14 protein-coding genes and 5 tRNA genes are annotated in these 18,819 nt (G+C 56.7%); 15 read left to right on the forward strand and 4 right to left on the reverse strand.

Going from position 1 to position 18,819, the window contains the following annotated elements; all coding sequences use genetic code 11:
* Positions 1-114 precede the first annotated feature (114 nt).
* The 15 genes from pncC (at position 115) to AFK66_RS03680 (ending at position 13,276) form a co-directional block, all read left to right on the forward strand.
* The gene (pncC, locus tag AFK66_RS03610; protein WP_023898097.1) at positions 115-612 is read left to right on the forward strand and encodes a nicotinamide-nucleotide amidase; all 498 of its coding nucleotides are present in this window, start codon (positions 115-117) and stop codon (positions 610-612) included.
* A gap of 88 nt (positions 613-700) precedes the next feature.
* Positions 701-1,765, forward strand: a complete 1,065-nt coding sequence (recA, locus tag AFK66_RS03615; RefSeq protein ID WP_007777662.1) for a recombinase RecA — start codon at positions 701-703, stop codon at positions 1,763-1,765.
* Positions 1,766-1,834: 69 nt separating this feature from the next.
* Positions 1,835-2,332 (forward strand): recombination regulator RecX, encoded by a 498-nt coding sequence (gene recX / locus AFK66_RS03620; protein WP_032968379.1) that lies wholly within the window; start codon positions 1,835-1,837, stop codon positions 2,330-2,332.
* Positions 2,333-2,467: 135 nt separating this feature from the next.
* Positions 2,468-5,095 (forward strand): alanine--tRNA ligase, encoded by a 2,628-nt coding sequence (alaS, locus tag AFK66_RS03625; protein WP_032972039.1) that lies wholly within the window; start codon positions 2,468-2,470, stop codon positions 5,093-5,095.
* Positions 5,096-5,338: 243 nt separating this feature from the next.
* The gene (gene csrA / locus AFK66_RS03630; RefSeq protein ID WP_000906486.1) at positions 5,339-5,524 is read left to right on the forward strand and encodes a carbon storage regulator CsrA; all 186 of its coding nucleotides are present in this window, start codon (positions 5,339-5,341) and stop codon (positions 5,522-5,524) included.
* Positions 5,525-5,835: 311 nt separating this feature from the next.
* Positions 5,836-5,928: transfer RNA gene (locus tag AFK66_RS03635), tRNA-Ser, on the forward strand.
* Between the two features lie 4 nt (positions 5,929-5,932).
* Positions 5,933-6,009: transfer RNA gene (locus AFK66_RS03640), tRNA-Arg, on the forward strand.
* A 62-nt stretch (positions 6,010-6,071) separates the two neighbouring features.
* Positions 6,072-6,148 (forward strand) — tRNA-Arg (locus AFK66_RS03645).
* Between the two features lie 193 nt (positions 6,149-6,341).
* Positions 6,342-6,418: transfer RNA gene (locus AFK66_RS03650), tRNA-Arg, on the forward strand.
* Between the two features lie 192 nt (positions 6,419-6,610).
* A tRNA-Arg gene (locus AFK66_RS03655) sits at positions 6,611-6,687 on the forward strand.
* Between the two features lie 333 nt (positions 6,688-7,020).
* Positions 7,021-7,587, forward strand: a complete 567-nt coding sequence (gene yqaB / locus AFK66_RS03660; RefSeq protein ID WP_004386439.1) for a fructose-1-phosphate/6-phosphogluconate phosphatase — start codon at positions 7,021-7,023, stop codon at positions 7,585-7,587.
* Positions 7,584-8,012, forward strand: coding sequence for a YqaA family protein (locus tag AFK66_RS03665; protein WP_007777638.1), 429 nt, complete (start codon positions 7,584-7,586; stop codon positions 8,010-8,012). The genes yqaB and AFK66_RS03665 overlap by 4 nt, the downstream gene beginning before the upstream one ends.
* Before the next feature lie 92 nt (positions 8,013-8,104).
* Positions 8,105-9,661: a glutamate--cysteine ligase gene (gene gshA, locus AFK66_RS03670; protein WP_023898100.1), complete on the forward strand. Its 1,557-nt coding sequence runs from the start codon at positions 8,105-8,107 to the stop codon at positions 9,659-9,661.
* Between the two features lie 152 nt (positions 9,662-9,813).
* Positions 9,814-10,329: an S-ribosylhomocysteine lyase gene (gene luxS, locus AFK66_RS03675; protein WP_007701138.1), complete on the forward strand. Its 516-nt coding sequence runs from the start codon at positions 9,814-9,816 to the stop codon at positions 10,327-10,329.
* A gap of 436 nt (positions 10,330-10,765) precedes the next feature.
* Positions 10,766-13,276: a bifunctional diguanylate cyclase/phosphodiesterase gene (locus AFK66_RS03680; protein WP_007777635.1), complete on the forward strand. Its 2,511-nt coding sequence runs from the start codon at positions 10,766-10,768 to the stop codon at positions 13,274-13,276.
* A 50-nt stretch (positions 13,277-13,326) separates the two neighbouring features.
* Here the strand turns inward: AFK66_RS03680 and emrB are convergent, their stop codons facing one another.
* The 4 genes from emrB to AFK66_RS03700 form a co-directional block, all read right to left on the reverse strand.
* Positions 13,327-14,865, reverse strand: a complete 1,539-nt coding sequence (emrB, locus tag AFK66_RS03685) for a multidrug efflux MFS transporter permease subunit EmrB (RefSeq protein WP_023898101.1) — start codon at positions 14,863-14,865, stop codon at positions 13,327-13,329.
* 14 nt (positions 14,866-14,879) lie between these two features.
* The gene (gene emrA / locus AFK66_RS03690) at positions 14,880-16,055 is read right to left on the reverse strand and encodes a multidrug efflux MFS transporter periplasmic adaptor subunit EmrA (protein ID WP_004386445.1); all 1,176 of its coding nucleotides are present in this window, start codon (positions 16,053-16,055) and stop codon (positions 14,880-14,882) included.
* A gap of 139 nt (positions 16,056-16,194) precedes the next feature.
* A complete protein-coding gene (gene mprA / locus AFK66_RS03695; RefSeq protein WP_007777630.1) occupies positions 16,195-16,725 on the reverse strand; it encodes a transcriptional repressor MprA in 531 nt (176 codons plus the stop codon).
* A gap of 537 nt (positions 16,726-17,262) precedes the next feature.
* On the reverse strand, positions 17,263-18,447 hold the full coding sequence (locus AFK66_RS03700) for an MFS transporter (RefSeq protein ID WP_023898104.1): 1,185 nt from the start codon (positions 18,445-18,447) through the stop codon (positions 17,263-17,265).
* Positions 18,448-18,819: the final 372 nt, after the last annotated feature.

Here is an 18,819-nt window from a genome sequence, read left to right on the forward strand (position 1 = left end):
GGAAATAAACTGACCTCAAACCTTGAATTCGCCTCGTAAAACCCGATGTAACTGCCTGCAACGCTGAAAAATCGCTGTGGGATGCTTGGGGTTACGTTTACAATCGGAGCCGTCATGACAGATAACGAATTAATGCAGTTAAGTCAGCAGCTTGGCGCTGCGCTGAAGGCGCAGGGCGCGACCGTGACGACAGCGGAATCCTGCACCGGCGGCTGGGTGGCGAAAGTCATTACCGATATCGCCGGCAGTTCCGCCTGGTTTGAACGCGGCTTCGTGACCTACAGTAATGAGGCCAAAGAACAACTTATCGGCGTGGATGGCGCCACGCTCGCGGCGCATGGCGCGGTCAGCGAGCCCGTTGTGCGACAAATGGCGCTGGGCGCGCTGAATGCGGCGGCGGCCTCTTACGCCGTCTCCGTCAGCGGTATCGCCGGGCCTGATGGCGGCACCCCTGATAAGCCCGTCGGCACCGTCTGGTTTGGCTTTGCCGACAACCAGGGAAGGGTCGAAGCTCGCGTGCAACGCTTTGATGGCAATCGGGATTCCGTACGCCGTCAGGCGACCGCGTTTGCGCTGCAAACCTTGTGGCAACATTTTATACAAAACACTTGATACTGTATGCTCATACAGTATAATTGCACCAACGAAACAAATTCGCAGCGTGGCGCAATTGGGCTCACCCTGCATGACAGGAGTAAAAATGGCTATCGACGAAAACAAGCAGAAGGCGTTGGCGGCAGCACTCGGCCAGATTGAAAAGCAATTCGGCAAAGGCTCCATCATGCGTTTGGGTGAAGATCGCACCATGGATGTGGAAACGATCTCCACCGGCTCTCTCTCCCTGGATATCGCGCTGGGAGCGGGCGGTCTGCCGATGGGGCGTATCGTGGAAATTTACGGCCCGGAATCTTCAGGTAAAACCACGCTGACGCTGCAGGTGATTGCCGCAGCACAGCGCGCGGGTAAAACCTGTGCGTTTATCGACGCAGAGCACGCGCTCGATCCCGTCTATGCCCGTAAGCTCGGCGTAGATATCGATAACCTGCTCTGCTCTCAGCCGGACACCGGCGAGCAGGCGCTGGAAATCTGTGACGCGCTGGCGCGTTCCGGCGCGGTTGACGTGCTGGTTGTCGACTCCGTTGCGGCCCTGACGCCGAAAGCGGAAATCGAAGGCGAAATCGGCGACTCTCACATGGGCCTCGCGGCACGTATGATGAGCCAGGCGATGCGTAAGCTGGCCGGTAACCTGAAAAACTCTAATACCCTGCTTATCTTCATCAACCAGATCCGTATGAAGATTGGTGTGATGTTTGGTAACCCGGAAACCACGACCGGCGGTAACGCGCTGAAATTCTACGCGTCTGTGCGTCTCGACATCCGCCGTATCGGCGCGGTGAAAGAGGGCGAAGAAGTGGTAGGTAGCGAAACCCGCGTGAAAGTGGTGAAAAACAAAGTCGCTGCGCCGTTTAAACAGGCTGAGTTCCAGATCCTCTACGGGGAAGGTATTAACTTCTACGGCGAGCTGGTTGACCTTGGCGTGAAGCACAAGCTGATTGAAAAAGCGGGTGCCTGGTACAGCTACAACGGCGAGAAGATCGGTCAGGGTAAAGCGAACGCGACCAACTTCCTCAAAGAGAACAAGCCGATGGCTGACGAAATTGAGAAGAAGCTGCGCGAAATGTTGCTCAACAATCAGGACTCTACGCCTGACTTCACCGTCGATGATAACGACGGCGGCGTTGAAGAAACCAACGAAGAGTTTTAATCTCAAGGGCTGCTGATGCAGCCCTTACTTTTTTCTGTCCCTTCAATTTCGCCACTGTTATTCACACCTATGACTGACGCCACTCCCCGCCGTTCCGCTTACTCCCGACTTCTTGACCGCGCCATGCGAATACTCGCGATGCGCGATCACAGCGAGCAAGAGCTCAGACGCAAGCTTGGTGCCGTGTTGCCTGGCAAAAATGAAGATGAGCAGGCGCAGGCCACGCCGGAAGATATCGAGAAAGTGATCGCCTGGTGCCATGAGCAGCATTACCTCGATGACGCGCGTTTCGCCGAGCGCTACATCGCCAGCCGTGGCCGCAAAGGCTACGGGCCGCAACGCATTCGTCAGGAGTTGCAACAGAAAGGCATCTCCCGAACCGCGTGCGACAGCGCCTTCGCTGCCTGCGAGGTGGACTGGGAGGCACAGGCCCGCGATCAGGCCGAGCGTAAATTCGGCGCACCGCTGCCGCGCACCTTCCCCGAAAAAGCCAAAGTCCAACGCTTTTTGCTGTATCGCGGCTATTACATGGAAGATATCCAGGCGATCTACCGAAATTTTGAGTGATGACCCCATGCGGGGTTTTACTTCCCTGTAAAGAAAACTTATCTTATTCCCACTTTTTTCCGTTTAGCCTGGTCTGGCGGCAGCGTGCTGCGCCACTCGGGTGACACATTTCGTTAGCTTGATTTCAGGATAATTATGAGCAAGAGCACCGCTGAGATCCGTCAGGCGTTTCTCGACTTTTTCCATAGCAAGGGACACCAGGTAGTCGCCAGTAGCTCTCTGGTCCCGAATAATGACCCGACTTTGCTGTTTACCAACGCCGGGATGAACCAGTTCAAGGATGTGTTCCTTGGTCTCGACAAGCGTAATTATTCCCGCGCGACGACGGCGCAGCGCTGCGTGCGCGCCGGTGGTAAGCACAACGACCTGGAAAACGTCGGTTACACCGCCCGCCACCACACCTTCTTCGAAATGCTGGGCAACTTCAGCTTCGGTGACTACTTCAAACATGACGCTATCCAGTACGCCTGGGAGCTGCTGACCGGCGCGCAGTGGTTTAACCTGCCGAAAGATCGCCTGTGGGTGACCGTCTACGAAACCGATGACGAAGCTTACGAAATCTGGGAAAAAGAAGTCGGCATCCCGCGCGAACGCATTATCCGCATCGGCGATAACAAAGGCGCGCCTTACGCGTCTGACAACTTCTGGCAGATGGGCGATACCGGCCCGTGCGGTCCGTGCACCGAGATTTTCTACGATCATGGCGACCATATCTGGGGCGGGCCTCCGGGCAGCCCGGAAGAAGATGGCGATCGCTATATCGAGATCTGGAACATCGTGTTTATGCAGTTTAACCGTCAGGCTGACGGCACCATGGAGCCGCTGCCGAAGCCGTCCGTGGATACCGGTATGGGCCTTGAGCGTATCGCCGCGGTGCTGCAACACGTTAACTCCAACTACGAAATCGATCTGTTCCAGAAGCTTATCCAGGCGGTGGCGAACGTCACCGGCGCGACCGATCTGAGCAACAAATCGCTGCGCGTTATCGCTGACCATATTCGCTCCTGCGCGTTCCTGATCGCGGATGGCGTTATTCCGTCTAACGAAAACCGCGGCTATGTGCTGCGCCGCATCATTCGCCGCGCGATTCGTCACGGCAATATGCTGGGCGCGAAAGACACCTTCTTCTATAAGCTGGTGGGGCCGCTGGTGGACGTCATGGGCGCGGCGGGCGAAGAGCTGAAACGCCAGCAGGCGCAGGTTGAACAGGTTCTGAAAACCGAAGAAGAGCAGTTTGCCCGCACGCTGGAGCGTGGTCTGGCGCTGCTGGATGAAGAGCTTTCTAAGCTTACGGGCGATACGCTCGACGGCGAAACGGCTTTCCGTCTGTATGATACCTATGGCTTCCCGGTCGATCTGACCGCGGACGTCTGCCGCGAGCGCAACATTAAAGTTGACGAACCGGGCTTTGAAGCCGCTATGGAAGAGCAGCGCCGCCGCGCGCGCGAATCCAGCGGTTTCGGCGCGGATTACAACGCGATGATCCGCGTTGACGGCGCGTCAGAATTTAAAGGCTACGATCAGACCGAGCTGACTGCGAAAGTCACCGCGCTGTTTGTCGATGGCAAATCCGTTGAGCAAGTCACTGCGGGCCAGCAGGCCGTTGTGGTGCTGGATGAGACGCCATTCTATGCGGAGTCCGGTGGTCAGGTTGGCGATAAAGGCGAGCTGAAAGGCAATGGCTTTACGTTCACCGTTAACGATACCCAGAAATATGGTCAGGCGATTGGCCATATTGGCGAGCTGGCCAGCGGCGTTCTGAAAGTGGGCGAGGGCGTTAAAGCGGAAGTAGACCATGCGCGCCGCGACCGTATCCGTCTTAACCACTCAGCGACGCACCTGATGCACGCCGCGCTGCGCCAGGTGCTTGGCACCCATGTTGCGCAGAAAGGTTCTCTGGTCAACGACAAGGGCCTGCGTTTCGACTTCTCCCATTTCGAAGCGATGAAACCGGAAGAGATCCGCAAGGTGGAAGATCTGGTGAACGCGCAGATCCGCCGTAACCTGCCGATTGAAACCAACGTCATGGACCTTGAAGCGGCGAAAGCTAAAGGTGCGATGGCGCTGTTTGGCGAGAAATATGAAGACCGCGTGCGCGTACTGAGCATGGGCGATTTCTCCACCGAGCTGTGCGGCGGTATCCACGCGTCGCGCACTGGTGATATCGGCCTGTTCCGCATCGTTTCTGAATCAGGCACCGCCGCAGGCGTGCGCCGTATCGAAGCGGTAACCGGCGAAGGCGCGCTGTCTCTGGTTCATGCCCAGAACGACCGCCTGAACGAACTCTCTCATCTGCTGAAGAGCGACAGCCAGACGCTGAACGATAAAGTTCGCGCGATGGTTGAGCGCACCCGTCAGCTGGAGAAAGAGCTGCAGCAGCTCAAAGAACAGCAGGCGGCGCAGGAGAGCGCGAACCTCAGCAGCAAAGCCGTCGACATCAACGGCGTGAAACTGCTGGTGAGCGAGCTTGCAGGCGTTGAGCCGAAAATGCTGCGCACGATGGTTGACGATCTGAAAAATCAGCTCGGCTCCTCGGTAATTGTGCTGGCGACCGTGGCGGAGGGGAAAGTGTCTCTGATCGCGGGCGTATCGAAAGATGTGACGGATCGCGTCAAAGCTGGCGAACTGGTGGGCATGATTGCTCAGCAGGTCGGCGGTAAAGGCGGCGGCCGCCCGGATATGGCGCAAGCCGGCGGCACTGATGCCGCGGCGCTGCCTGCAGCGCTTGGCAGCGTTGAAAGCTGGGTAACCGCGAAGCTGTAAAACCAAAACGGCAGTAAAGACGCCATAACGCATTGTTGTTATGGCGTCTTTATCTGTGCCCGAACTATAACGATAAAGTCGGGTTGATTTTTTCTGGATCGGCTAAACTTAGGTTTAACAGAATGTAATGCCGTGACTGCTTACACCTCAGGTGTTTGTCATCGCTTACTTTTTGGCGTTATATGATGGATAATGCCGGGATACAGAGAGACCCGACTCTTTTAATCTTTCAAGGAGCAAAGAATGCTGATTCTGACTCGTCGAGTTGGTGAAACCCTCATGATTGGGGATGAGGTGACCGTGACAGTTCTTGGGGTAAAAGGCAACCAGGTACGTATTGGCGTGAACGCCCCCAAAGAGGTATCTGTACACCGTGAAGAGATCTACCAGCGTATCCAGGCTGAAAAATCGCAACAGTCCAGTTACTGAGTTGTCGCGTCTCGCTCATAACGGCGAGGCGCATCCCCTTTTTCTTTTCCTTCCTCGTTTCTTCTCATTTCTTCGTCTTCCGACGCGCTTTTCTGTTTCTCTTTTCCTGGCTTGATATGCTCCTGTCGCAGCGCATTTGCGTTGATAAAACAGCCTTTTTGTTGGCAAAGCAGGCGGATTGGGCGGTAATTGTGCAAACGATACAGAGTCGGGAAAAATTGTTTGACTTATAAGTCCCAGAAAGTAATATGTGCGCCACGCAGCGACGATGAGATGAAACAAGCTCTTCGAAGCACTCGTAAGAGGCGTGTGGTGAGGTGGCCGAGAGGCTGAAGGCGCTCCCCTGCTAAGGGAGTATGCGGTCAAAAGCTGCATCGGGGGTTCGAATCCCCCCCTCACCGCCATTTTGCATCCGTAGCTCAGCTGGATAGAGTACTCGGCTACGAACCGAGCGGTCGGAGGTTCGAATCCTCCCGGATGCACCATCTCTTACTTAGTATGGCTTTCGTAGCGATACTAATATCAGCAGTACAGTAGTATTCCCGATGCATCCGTAGCTCAGCTGGATAGAGTACTCGGCTACGAACCGAGCGGTCGGAGGTTCGAATCCTCCCGGATGCACCATGTTTTTCCACGGTATCAGCGATGATGACGTGACCTGGTAAGCGATGATTATCGCGAATTCCAGGGAGGATAACGCTGCTTCAGCAGCGGCCCGTCAGGGTGAGGCGAAGCCGAATAATCCTCCCGGATGCACCATATTTTTCCACGGTATCAGCGATGATGACGTGAACCGCAGTAAAGCAGTATCCCCGATGCATCCGTAGCTCAGCTGGATAGAGTACTCGGCTACGAACCGAGCGGTCGGAGGTTCGAATCCTCCCGGATGCACCATCTTCCTGCACAGTATCAGCAATGATGACGTGACCTGGTGAGCGATGATTATCGCGAACTCCAGGGAGGATAACGCTGCTTCAGCAGCGGCCCGTCAGGGTGAGGCGAAGCCGAATAATCCTCCCGGATGCACCATATTCTCCACGCTATCAGCAATGATGACGTGAACCGCAGTAAAGCAATATCCCCGATGCATCCGTAGCTCAGCTGGATAGAGTACTCGGCTACGAACCGAGCGGTCGGAGGTTCGAATCCTCCCGGATGCACCATTATTCTCCACGGTATCAGCGATGATGACGTGACCTGGTGAGCGATTGATTGTCGCGAATTCCAGGGAGGATAACGCTGCTCTCGCAGCGGCCCGTCAGGGTGAGGCGAAGCCGAATAATCCTCCCGGATGCACCATTACTTCCCCCTGAATATCCCCTCTCTCTGACCAAAGATATCTCGCTACGCCTCCAATCCCTTTTTACACTTTCCCTGAAATCACTCTTATCAGTTTGATTCTTTAAGCTATCGCCACCGCCCCTAAGCCTTAACAGCGACAACATTAACGGTTTAGGCTAAAGTAACAGTCCTGGCGGTCAGGTGATGAGGACATGATGTACGAGCGTTACGACGGGCTGATTTTTGACATGGATGGCACCATCCTTGATACCGAGCCGACGCACCGGAAAGCCTGGCGCGACGTCCTGGGCCGCTACGGCATGCAGTTTGACGAACAGGCGATGGTTGCGCTGAATGGTTCGCCCACCTGGCGTATCGCCCAGGCGGTCATTGAACTGAATCAGGCCGATCTCTGCCCGCATGCGCTGGCGCGTGAAAAAACGGCGGCAGTGCAGGCGATGCTGCTGGATACGGTGCGTCCGTTGCCGCTGATTGACGTCGTTAAGGCGTGGCACGGCCGTCGTCCTATGGCTGTCGGTACCGGCAGCGAAAGCGCGATGGCGGAAGCGCTGCTGGCGCATCTCGGCCTTCGTCACTACTTCACCGCGGTGGTTGCCGCCGACCATGTACAGCATCACAAACCCGCTCCCGATACGTTCCTGCGCTGTGCCACGCTCATGGGCGTCGCGCCTGAAAAATGCGTCGTGTTTGAAGACGCGGATTTCGGTCTCGAAGCGGCGCGTCTCGCGGGGATGGATGCCGTGGACGTGCGTTTGCTGTGAGCGACGCGCTGTCGCTCCTCTCGCTCTTCACCAGCAGTTTTCTGAGCGCCACGCTGCTGCCGGGCAGTTCCGAAGCGGTACTGGTGGCGTTGCTGGTGAGCGTTAAAACTGCCCCCTGGCTTTTGGTATTAACCGCAACAATAGGTAATAGCCTTGGGGGGTTAACTAACGTTATTCTTGGGCGGCTGTTTCCGCTGCGCGAGTCATCGCGCTGGCAGGAGCGCGCGCAGGGCTGGCTGCAACGATTCGGCGCGCCGGCACTGCTGTTAAGCTGGCTGCCTTTAGTCGGTGATTTATTATGCCTGCTGGCAGGGTGGCTGCGTCTTCCCTGGGGGCCGGTGATTTTTTTTCTGTGCCTTGGCAAGGCGCTGCGCTACATCATTATCGCGGCAGCGACTTTACAGGGTATGACGTGGTGGCACTAATTGGATTGTTTGAGCGACCTTTCATCGTCAACCTTTACCATTACAATTATGCTTAATAAAAATATTTTCGACACGACAGGCGGGAGGTCAATTTGATCCCGGACGTATCACAGGCGCTGGCCTGGCTAACCGAGCATCCTGAGGCATTGAAAGGCATTCGCCGTGGGCTTGAGCGCGAAACGCTGCGCGTCACGCCCGAAGGCGAGCTGGCGACCACGGGGCATCCGGAAAGCCTGGGCTCCGCGTTAACCCATAAGTGGATCACAACGGACTTTGCCGAAGCCCTTCTGGAATTTATCACGCCGGTAGATGGCGATATCGATCACATGCTGACGGTCATGCGCGATATTCATCGCCACACCGCCAGAGCGCTCGGCGACGAGCGCATGTGGCCGCTCAGCATGCCCTGCTATATCAAAGAGGGGCAGGATATTGAGCTGGCGCAATACGGCACCTCGAATATTGGCCGTTTTAAAACGCTCTATCGCTCAGGCCTGAAAAACCGCTATGGCGCGCTGATGCAGACGATTTCCGGCGTGCACTATAACTTCTCGCTGCCGCTGGCGTTCTGGCAGGCGAAGTGTCAGGTGGAAGATGCTGAGAGCGGCAAAGAGGCGATTTCGGCGGGATATTTCCGGCTCATCCGCAACTACTACCGTTTTGGCTGGGTGATCCCGTATCTGTTTGGCGCGTCACCGGCGATTTGCTCCTCTTTCCTGCAGGGCAAGCCGACGAAACTGCCGTTTGAGAAAACCGACTGCGGCATGTATTACCTGCCTTACGCGACGTCGCTGCGTTTAAGCGATCTGGGCTATACCAATAAATCGCAAAGCAATCTCGGGATTACGTTTAACGATCTGCACAGTTATGTGGCAGGATTGAAGCGCGCCATCAAAACCCCGTCGGAAGAGTACGCGAAGCTGGGGCTGAAGAAAGACGGCGACTATCTGCAAATCAACACCAACATTTTGCAGATTGAAAATGAGCTCTATGCGCCGATCCGTCCGAAGCGCGTCACGCGTGATGGCGAATCGCCGTCCGATGCGCTGCTGCGCGGCGGTATTGAATACATCGAAGTGCGTTCGCTCGATATCAACCCGTTCTCGCCGATTGGCGTCGATGAAAACCAGGTGCGTTTCCTCGATCTCTTTATGGTCTGGTGCGCGCTGGCGGATGCGCCGGAGATGAGCAGCGACGAGCTGCTGTGTACCCGCGCCAACTGGAACCGCGTGATTCTGGAAGGCCGCAAGCCGGGGCTGACGCTCGGCATCGGCTGCGAAACGGCGCAGTTCCCGCTAGAGAAAGTGGGCAAAGATCTGTTCCGCGATTTACGTCGCGTGGCGCAAACGCTCGACGGCATTCATGGCGGGCAGGAGTACCAGCAGGTATGCGACCGTCTGGTAGCCTGCTTTGACGATCCGGAACTCACTTATTCTGCGCGTATCCTGCGCTCAATGATTGAAAACGGGATTGGCGGCACCGGACGGATGCTGGCGGATAACTACCGCAACATGCTGCGTGAAGAGCCGTTACAGGCCCTGAATGAAGAGGATTTCCGTCAGGAGCAGGCGGCGTCGCTGGCGCGCCAGCGTGAGATTGAAGCCGCGGATACCGAGCCGTTTGATGAATGGCTGGCGAAGCAGGCGTGACACAAAAGAAAAAGGCCACATCGCTGTGGCCAAATTGTCATCTCTGAACTCAGTGATGATGATAACAAATGCGCGTCTTTCATAGAGTCAGACCCGGCCCGCGAACATAAGTTCAGTTAAATTTCAAAAAATCACTACTCGGAGGTGATCAGATGCCATTGCTTGATAGCTTCACTGTTGACCATACCCGTATGGAAGCGCCTGCGGTACGCGTGGCGAAGACCATGAACACGCCGCACGGCGACACTATCACCGTGTTTGACCTGCGTTTTTGCGCGCCGAACAAAGAAGTGATGCCGGAAAAAGGGATTCACACGCTGGAGCACCTGTTTGCCGGTTTCATGCGCGATCACCTGAACGGCAACGGCGTGGAGATTATCGATATCTCCCCGATGGGCTGCCGCACCGGTTTCTACATGAGCCTCATCGGCCAGCCTGACGAGCAGCGCGTGGCTGACGCCTGGAAAGCGGCGATGCAGGACGTGTTAAAAGTCAAAGAGCAGAACCAGATCCCTGAGCTGAACGTCTACCAGTGCGGCACTTATGAGATGCACTCACTGGAAGAGGCGCAGGAAATCGCCCGCCACATTATCGAGCGCGGCGTGGGCGTTAACAGCAATGATGAGCTGGCGCTGCCGAAAGAAAAATTACAGGAACTGCACCTGTAAGTCCTGAAAATAAATAATGACAAGGGAGCCTTAAAGGCTCCTTTTTTATTATATGATTGCCGCTACGGTTATATTTTGCGCCGCCAGACGCCATCCAGACGACTTAAAACAAATTTTTTGTAAGCCTTAAAATATCGCCGTGAAATAACATATTGGTTTAAATCATTAACCCCTTAACGAATAGCCTGAACAGCTTTGCAGATGCGTGGCGGGCCGCGTCCGGTCTTGCATATCGTCAGCGTCATGCGTTCAGGGGTAACACCGTGAATAATAATATCGCGCGCTGCGCAGATCTTTTCACGGCCGTCATACTATTATCAAGGCTATCGCAGACTGGGATCGAGGAATGAGGGGTTTATTCAGACGCGGCGTTTCTGACTTATCCGGTAACGAGACGGGAAATACCACACGTTTTATCCGGCGAACGTTACTTTTTATGGGGGCACTGCTGGGGCTGTTTTTCCTGATAGCGATGCTTTCTCTTTTGCACATCGCGAACAATATTAACGAGCGCACCGATGCGCAAAGCCGCCATCTGCTTTTAAAGGCTCTGCAAAATCGTCAGGATACGATAAAAACCACGCTTAATGACTACTCTGACTGGGGCGAGGCTTACCTGAATTTGCATCAGTCGGTCAACGTGACCTGGGCGTGGGACCGCGGAAATCTGGGCGCATCGCTCTATGACATGTTCGGCTATGACGGCGTTTTTGTCGTTGATGGCGGCGATCTGACCCGCTACAGCGTCGTGAATGGCAAATTCAGTCACCAGAAGGTGGAACACTGGACTGGCGCTCCCATGTTGAGCAGCCTGCGCACCGCGCTGGACGCCTCCGACGGTGCCTCCGTCATCACGCCGATGGAATATCATGGCAAACCCGCGCTGGTAGGTGCCGCCTGGATACGCAGCGGCGGGGACAAAAATGTTGCCGCTGAACCCGGCACGCCGTCGCTGCTGATTTTCATCGATGTGCTGAGTGGCGCGGAGCTCGCGCAGATGGGCCATGAGTACGGCATTGAGGATCTGCATGTGCGTAAACCCGGCGAAGTATCACCTGGCTACCGTGAGGTGACGCTGAGCCTGCCGCTTGGCAACGGCAACGTCACGATGGTCTGGCGCAGCGAAGATCCGGGGCACGATTTTATCGTCGTTATCCTGCCGCTGCTGATTTTCCTGATGTGTTTTACGGGGCTGGTCGCAGGTATTTCCATGCGTAACGCGCTCAATAAAGCGCGGCTCAATGATGAAAACGCCTTTTTGCTGGAGCAGAACCGGCTCGCGCTGGCTGCCAGCGAACGGCGTTTTCGTGATGTCGCAGAAGCCACCACTGACTGGATCTGGGAAACGGACGACGAGCTGCGCTTCACCTGGCTTTCCGAACGTTTTCCGGTCATTACCGGCTATCGCATCGCCGACTGGCTGGGGCGGCGCGTCACGGAATTTATTCAGGAGGACAGGGCGACGCTGGACGCGTGGTTCCACCAGCCGGGGCACGGCGGCCATCGCACCATGACCCATTGCCGCTATCTGTCGGCGCAGGGGCACCAGCGCTACTGCAATCTGGTGGCGAAACCCATCGCCACACCGGAGGGCGGGCTAAGCTTTCGCGGCACCGCGACCGACGTCACGCTTGAAGTCGAAGCGCAGGCGCGCGTGCAGTACCTCTCGCTGCATGACGAACTGACCGGCCTGCCTAACCGGGTACGCATGAAAGAGTTTCTGGAAGGCAAGCTTCAGTCGCGTCCGACGCGTGAACATCCTCTGGCGATGATTAGTCTCGATCTCGATAAGTTTAAACCGGTTAACGATCTCTTCGGCCACGGCGTCGGCGACGAACTGCTGCATCAGGTCTCCGAGCGGCTGCGCGCCTGCCTGCGCGATTTCGATCTGGTGGCGCGCCAGGGCGGCGATGAATTTATCCTGATTATCCCCGATATCGAACGCAAAGAGGCGCTGGAGCAGCTTTGCGAACGTATTCTTGGCGAGATCAACCGGCCGTTCAGCGTTCAGGATCATGAAATTCTCATTGGTGCCAGTATGGGGATCGCGCTCGCGCCGCAGGACGCCGTAAACGCGACCGATCTGCTGCGCTTCTCAGACATCGCGCTCTATAAAGCGAAAAGCAGCGGGCGCAACGGCTGGGTGTTTTATAACGCCGATATGGCCGAACAGATTGTCCAGCGTCGCGAAATGGAAAACAGCCTGCGCGAGGCGATCCGCGAGCAGCAGTTCCAGCTGGTCTATCAGCCGCGCTATGACGTCAACGCTGAAAAAGTGGTGGCCGTTGAAGCGCTGCTGCGCTGGCATCATCCGACGCTCGGCCTGCTGATGCCGGATCAGTTTATTCCGCTCGCGGAAGAGACGGGGTTGATTATCGCCATCAGCGACTGGGTGCTGAACGCCGCCTGCCGCGACGCGCAGCGTGACATGCCGGGCCTTGCGATTTCCGTGAATATTTCGGCGGTCGAGTTCCGCACGCCAGGGCTGGTGGAGCGGGTACAGGAGGCGCTGAACGCGACCGGGCTTTCACCGCAGAGGCTGGAGCTTGAAGTCACTGAGAACGTCACGCTCGCCCACCCTGAGCAGAGTCTGGAACTGATGAACGGCCTGAAAGCGCTCGGCGTAAGGCTGCTTATCGATGACTTTGGCACCGGGTATTCGTCGTTGAGTTACCTGCGTACCTTCCCGTTCGACGGTATTAAGCTTGATAAATCTTTTGTGGTGGGCATGCCGCATTCGGATAACGCCAACAGCATCGTGGAGAACATTATCGGGCTTGGCAAAGCGTTCTCTCTCAGTATTACCGTGGAGGGCGTGGAGACGCCGGAGCAACTGGCGCAGCTTAAAATGTATCAGTGTGATGAAACCCAGGGCTACCTGATGTGCCGGCCATTGCCGCTGGAGCGCCTCAAAGCGCAACTGCGTCTTCCTCCGGCGAAAGAATAAACCGGGGGAATAAAAAAGGCCCGCCAGTGCGGGCCTTTTTGCCGGCTGCGTCAGTGAGCGCCACCGCCGCCACCGCCCGCCCCGAAAGGGGGTCTCGCGAACCAGATAAGCCCGAGCAGCACCAGGAACACGCCCGCAGACGCCCAGAAAATCTCGTTGGCGGAGATAATCAGCCCCTGGTTGGTAATCTGCTGCGCGATATACCCGGACGCCTGCTGCTGCGTCATCCCCATGCCCTGGAGCTGGTTGTACATCTCCTGCGCGTTGGGGTTAAACGGCGTCACCGATTCGGTCAGCTGCGCGTGGTGCATCGATTCCCGGTTGGTCCACAGCGTCGTGGTTATCGAGGTGCCGATAGAGCCTGCCAGCGTTCGTAAGAAGTTCGACAGGCTCGATGCCGCCGCCAGCCGCTCCGGCGGCAGGCCGGAGAGGGTAATGGTCGTCAGCGGCATAAAGAAGCACGCCACCGCGAAGCCCTGAATAAACTGCGGCCATGCCGAGGCCCCGAAATCCATTCCCGGCTCGAAGGTATACGCGCGCCAGTAGAAGCACACCGCATACATAATAAAGCTGAATGTCACCAGGCGACGCATATCCAGCCGGTGCGCGAAGCGTCCGATAATCGGCGAGAGAATCACCGGGATTATCCCGACCGGTGCCGACGCGAGCCCCGCCCAGGTCGCGGTATAGCCGTAGACCTCCTGCAACAACTGTGGCAGCAACACAATCGAGCCGAAGTAGAGCATATAGGCCAGGCTGATACTCAGACAGCCGATGGTGAAGTTGCGCGACTTAAACAGCGAGAGATCGACAATAGGATGCTCGTCGGTCAGCTCCCAGACAATCAGGAAGCTCAGCGCCACTACCGCCACCACCGTCAAAACGATGATTTCGGTTGAGTTAAACCAGTCCAGCTCTTTACCCTGGTCAAGCATCACCTGCAGACAACCGATACCAATCACCAGCAGCCCCAGCCCCACGGCGTCGATGCGCCGCTGCTCGGTGCGGGTTTCGCGCCCGCGCAGCGATTGCAGCGTCATCAATACCACGACGATGCCGATCGGCACGTTGATAAAGAAGATCCAGCCCCAGTGGTAGTTATCGCTGATCCAGCCGCCGAGAATCGGGCCACAGATAGGCGCGACGATGACCGTCATCGACCACAGCGCCAGCGCGACAGAACGTTTGGCGGGCGGATAGTTGCTCAGCAGCAGGCTCTGGGAGAGCGGGATCAGCGGCCCGGCCACGATCCCCTGAATCACGCGGAAGAAAATCAGCATGTTCAGACTGCTGGAAACGCCGCAGGCCCAGGAGGCTATCGCAAACGCGATAGTGGACCAGACGAACAGCTTCACTTCGCCGACGCGCTTCGCAAGCCAGCCGGTCAGTGGAATCGAGATAGCGTTCGCCACCCCGAAGGAGGTGATGACCCAGGTGCCCTGGCTTAACGAGGCACCGAGGTTACCGGCGATGGTCGGGATCGCCACGTTCGCGATGGTGGAGTCCAGCACCTGCATGAAAGTGGCGAGCGAAAGGGCGATGGTCATGACGACCAGTTGCGCCCCTTCAAGCGGTTTACGTTGCTGCATACAACCTCCGCCGGTTAACCCGCGTTCGCCTGCACGATATCGTTAATCAGCTTGTTCACCGGCTCCAGCGCGATTTCGCGAGCGTTGCTCTGGTACGCAGGCTCAGAACGGGTCTGGGTCGCGAGGACGCCGCCGTCGCGGTTGGTGGTATCAACTTTCACCAGTGTGGACAGGCCGATGCGCAGCGGATGCTGCTCCAGCTGTTTCGCGTCAAGCTCGATACGTACCGGCAGACGCTGAACCACTTTGATCCAGTTACCGGTGGCGTTCTGCGCAGGCAACAGGGAGAAGGCGCTGCCGGTGCCCATATCGAGGCCGACCACTTTACCGGTGTACTCCACGTCATCGCCGTAGATATCGCTCACCACGGTGGCAGGCTGGCCGATGCGCATATGCGCCAGCTGGGTTTCTTTAAAGTTCGCGTCCACCCACAGGCCGCTCGACGGTACGATAGCCATCAGCGGGGTCGTCGGGCTTATCTGCGCGCCGACCTGAACAGAGCGGCGTGACACATAGCCGGTCATCGGGCTGACGATTTTGGTACGCTCAAGCGCAAGCCAGGCGTTGCGTACTTCGGTGGCGGCCTGTTGTACCGCAGGCTGATCTTCAAGCTTCGTGCCGAGGATCATCGCCTGGTTGGCGTTGTACTGCTGGATAGCGACATCCAGCTGCGCTTGGGCGCTGGCGACCGCATCGCGGGCGTGCTGGAGTTCTTCACGGCCAATTAAATTTGCGCTGCCGAGCGGCACGCGGCGGTTTAAGTCGCTCTGCGCCTGCGCCAGTGCGGTTTTCTTAACCTCAATATTCGCGGCGTACTGCTTGCTGTTAATCATCAGCTGGCGGGTCTGACGTACGCTTGAGGCCAGTTCCGTTTTCGCTTTCTCAAACGCCTGCTGGGCGTCGGTCGGATCGAGCGTCACCAGCACGTCGCCTTTTTTCACAAAGTCGGTGTTCTCCACCCAGACTTTGGTGACGCTGCCGGAGACCTGCGCCATGATTTGTACCTGATTCCCGGCCACGTAGGCGTCATCGGTCTCTTCAAAATGACGCGCCACTAAAAACCAGTAAACGCCATACGCCACGGCAATAACAACAAAGAGCAAGGTTAATAACAGCAGGGCACCTTTGCGTTTGCCCTTTTTGTTACTGACCGGTTGCTGCGGGGTGGTGTTCTCCGCATTTGCGCTCATGTTTATCTCCACGTTCTTATTGTTGTTGTCGGCGATAGCCGACCTCTGTTGTCAAAAAGGCCAGCATGCAAATGCTGGCCTGTCAGTGTAGCGGTTTCCTTGCAACGGCACGTTTGCGAAACGAGCGCTTATCGGCGCCTTAGCGAACGGCCTCAAGCAGCGTATTGTCCTCTTCCATCTGGTCGAGGCGGTCGAGCAATTTGCGGGTGATCTGCTCAAGCTGCTCTTTTTCCTGGTTGTTTAAAGAAGACCAGAGCAGATGCAGGCAGTGATGCTGCGGCGGTAACACCTGACGTAAAAATTCCTGGCCTTTCTCGGTCAGCTGAAGATGCAGGCAGCGGCGATCGTTATCGCTTTCACGGCGCTCGATCCAGCCGCGTTTTTCCAGCTCATCGGCAATGCGGGTGGCGTTGGTGCGCGACGATCCCAGTGCGCAGCTCAGCTCGCTCGGCTGAATGCTGTGATTCTCCTGGGATTCCAGGGTCAGCAACGCCATAAACAATGTCTCGTTAATCCCCTGAGCCTTCAGCATCTTATTGCGGTTTTCCAGCAGCTTGCCCTGCATGTGCATGCACAGGCGAGTCAGGAGAATTTCCTGGTACGGAAAATCCTCGTAGCGACTGGCGCGAAATTTAAGCATCTGTTCAATGGGCGTAAACGAACTATCCATTTGGGTATAACCTCATTAATTGCAGCCGATATAGTAACGACGGTAACAAATCATGTAAATCTATTATTCAGATGAATCACTAATGGCTACGTTACCGTCATGAGCTTCCGGGCTATTCCATACCCGGAGCGCCCGCCGCCTGCGGTCAGGCGGGCAGAATATGAAAGCGACGACCCCTGCGCGGTATGCGTATCGGCGAAAAACGGTGTGGGCCGGCGGTCGTTCATATAAGCGACAGAAATGTAAAAAGTCGATTCGGATGATGTCAAACCAGGCGGTACTGTGCAGAAACGCGTGATAAGAGCCACGGGCAAGCCGCTGAAAATTGATGGCAAAATTTCACTCAGGCTCCCTGCCAGCGAAAAGGTGCGAAGAGGCAGGGAGTGGCTTAAAGGTGTGGGTATATCCATATACGTTTTTGATATATTACCGAAGTTAAAATCACTCGAATAAATAACTCCGCATAACCTTAACAGAGTGTTACCGCCCTTAACACCCTTCGCAGGCATTCAGGACGGCAAAGGTGCGACGCAGGCCTCACTCTGTCCCGCTATGGCGGTGATAGCCCCTCCACCACACTACCAGATTTAGTAGGGCGATAATGGCGCCTGCGATGCAGACGCCGTTCCATCCTGCGTGTTGCCAGGCGGAGGCGGAGATAAGCGAACCCGCCGCGCCGCCAATGAAATAGCTGGTCATATAACCGGCGGTGAGGCGGTTACGCGCGTCCGGGTGGATGCGGTAAATCACGCTCTGATTGGTGATATGCACGCCCTGTACCGTGAGATCGAGCACCAGAATGCCAATAATGAGGGCGATAACCGAGAACTGGCCGAGCGCCACGGCAATCCATGACAGCAGCAGCAGAACCAGGCCCCAGGTCGTGGTGAGGTGCGCTTTACCTTTATCGACCAGACCGCCCGCCGGACGCGCGCCGAGCGCGCCTGCCGCACCCGCAAGGCCAAACAGCCCAATCACGCCGTCTGAGAAATGAAACGGCGCGCCCGCCAGCAAAAACGCCATCGATGTCCAGAGAATGCTGAAGTTGGCGAAGGTGAGGCAGCCAAGCAGCGCGCGAGTGCGCAGCAGTTTATCGCGGGTAAACAGGCTGAAGATGGAGCCGAGCAGTTGCGGATAATTGAGCGTGCTGGTCTGTTTCACCGCGGGCAGGCCGCGCCAGAGCGCCAGCGCCATAATGACCATCAGCACCGTCGCGACCCAGTAGACGGTGCGCCAGCCGCCAAGGTTTGCCAGCGCGCCGGAAACGGTACGCGCCAGCAGAATGCCGAGCAGCAGGCCGCTCATGATAGTCCCCACGACCTTACCGCGTTTTTCCGGCGCGGCGAGCGTGGCGGCGAGCGGCACCAGGATTTGCGCCACGACGGAGAACAGGCCGGTCAGCGCAGTGCCGAGGATCATCATCGCGAGCGTATGGCTGCTCGCGGTGATAAGCATCCCGGCGGCGGCCAGCAGCGTCATCACCACAATCATGCTGCGGCGTTCAAACATATCGCCAAGCGGCACCAGGAACAGCAGCCCGAAGGCGTAGCCGAGCTGGGCGGCGGTGACGATAAAGCCCGCCTGGTTGGCGGTAATGGCGAAGGCGTGGGCGATGGTGTCGAGCAGCGGCTGGGCATAGTAGTTGCTCGCGACCACAAGGCCCGTGGCGACGGACATCAGTACCGTCAGCGATGTGCTAAGTCCTTGAGTCTGTTTGGTCATAGTTGTCTGTATTGTTATTTGAAGAGGCGGGAAAACGCTTGCCGAAAGCCATTATGATAACGGAACCACATCGTAGCGCCAGAATGTTGGGGATTTGTTACGTGTCGGTTTGTGCGTTTTGGGCGGTGGGTGCGCTGCGCTTACCCACCCTACATTAAAGAAGCGATTCCATTTGTAGGGCAGGTAAGCGAAGCGCACTCGCCATTAAAACAAATCATCCGCCCGGAAGAAGCGATTCCATTCGTAGGGCAGGTAAGCGCAGCGCACTCGCCATTAAAACAAATCATCCGCCCGGAAGAAGCGATTCCATTCGTAGGGCAGGTAAGTGCAGCGCACCCGCCGTTAAAACAAGACACCCGCCCGGAAGAAGCG

It is taken from the genome of Cronobacter malonaticus LMG 23826 (assembly GCF_001277215.2).
Lineage (GTDB): Bacteria > Pseudomonadota > Gammaproteobacteria > Enterobacterales > Enterobacteriaceae > Cronobacter > Cronobacter malonaticus.

Coding starts and splice junctions, on each gene's coding strand:
- AFK66_RS03700 (WP_023898104.1), bottom strand. CDS start 18,447: ATGACCAAACAGACTCAAGGACTTAGCACATCGCTGACGGTACTGATG.
- recA (WP_007777662.1), top strand. CDS start 701: ATGGCTATCGACGAAAACAAGCAGAAGGCGTTGGCGGCAGCACTCGGC.
- csrA (WP_000906486.1), top strand. CDS start 5,339: ATGCTGATTCTGACTCGTCGAGTTGGTGAAACCCTCATGATTGGGGAT.
- AFK66_RS03680 (WP_007777635.1), top strand. CDS start 10,766: ATGGGGGCACTGCTGGGGCTGTTTTTCCTGATAGCGATGCTTTCTCTT.
- luxS (WP_007701138.1), top strand. CDS start 9,814: ATGCCATTGCTTGATAGCTTCACTGTTGACCATACCCGTATGGAAGCG.
- emrA (WP_004386445.1), bottom strand. CDS start 16,055: ATGAGCGCAAATGCGGAGAACACCACCCCGCAGCAACCGGTCAGTAAC.
- yqaB (WP_004386439.1), top strand. CDS start 7,021: ATGTACGAGCGTTACGACGGGCTGATTTTTGACATGGATGGCACCATC.
- pncC (WP_023898097.1), top strand. CDS start 115: ATGACAGATAACGAATTAATGCAGTTAAGTCAGCAGCTTGGCGCTGCG.
- recX (WP_032968379.1), top strand. CDS start 1,835: ATGACTGACGCCACTCCCCGCCGTTCCGCTTACTCCCGACTTCTTGAC.
- alaS (WP_032972039.1), top strand. CDS start 2,468: ATGAGCAAGAGCACCGCTGAGATCCGTCAGGCGTTTCTCGACTTTTTC.
- emrB (WP_023898101.1), bottom strand. CDS start 14,865: ATGCAGCAACGTAAACCGCTTGAAGGGGCGCAACTGGTCGTCATGACC.
- mprA (WP_007777630.1), bottom strand. CDS start 16,725: ATGGATAGTTCGTTTACGCCCATTGAACAGATGCTTAAATTTCGCGCC.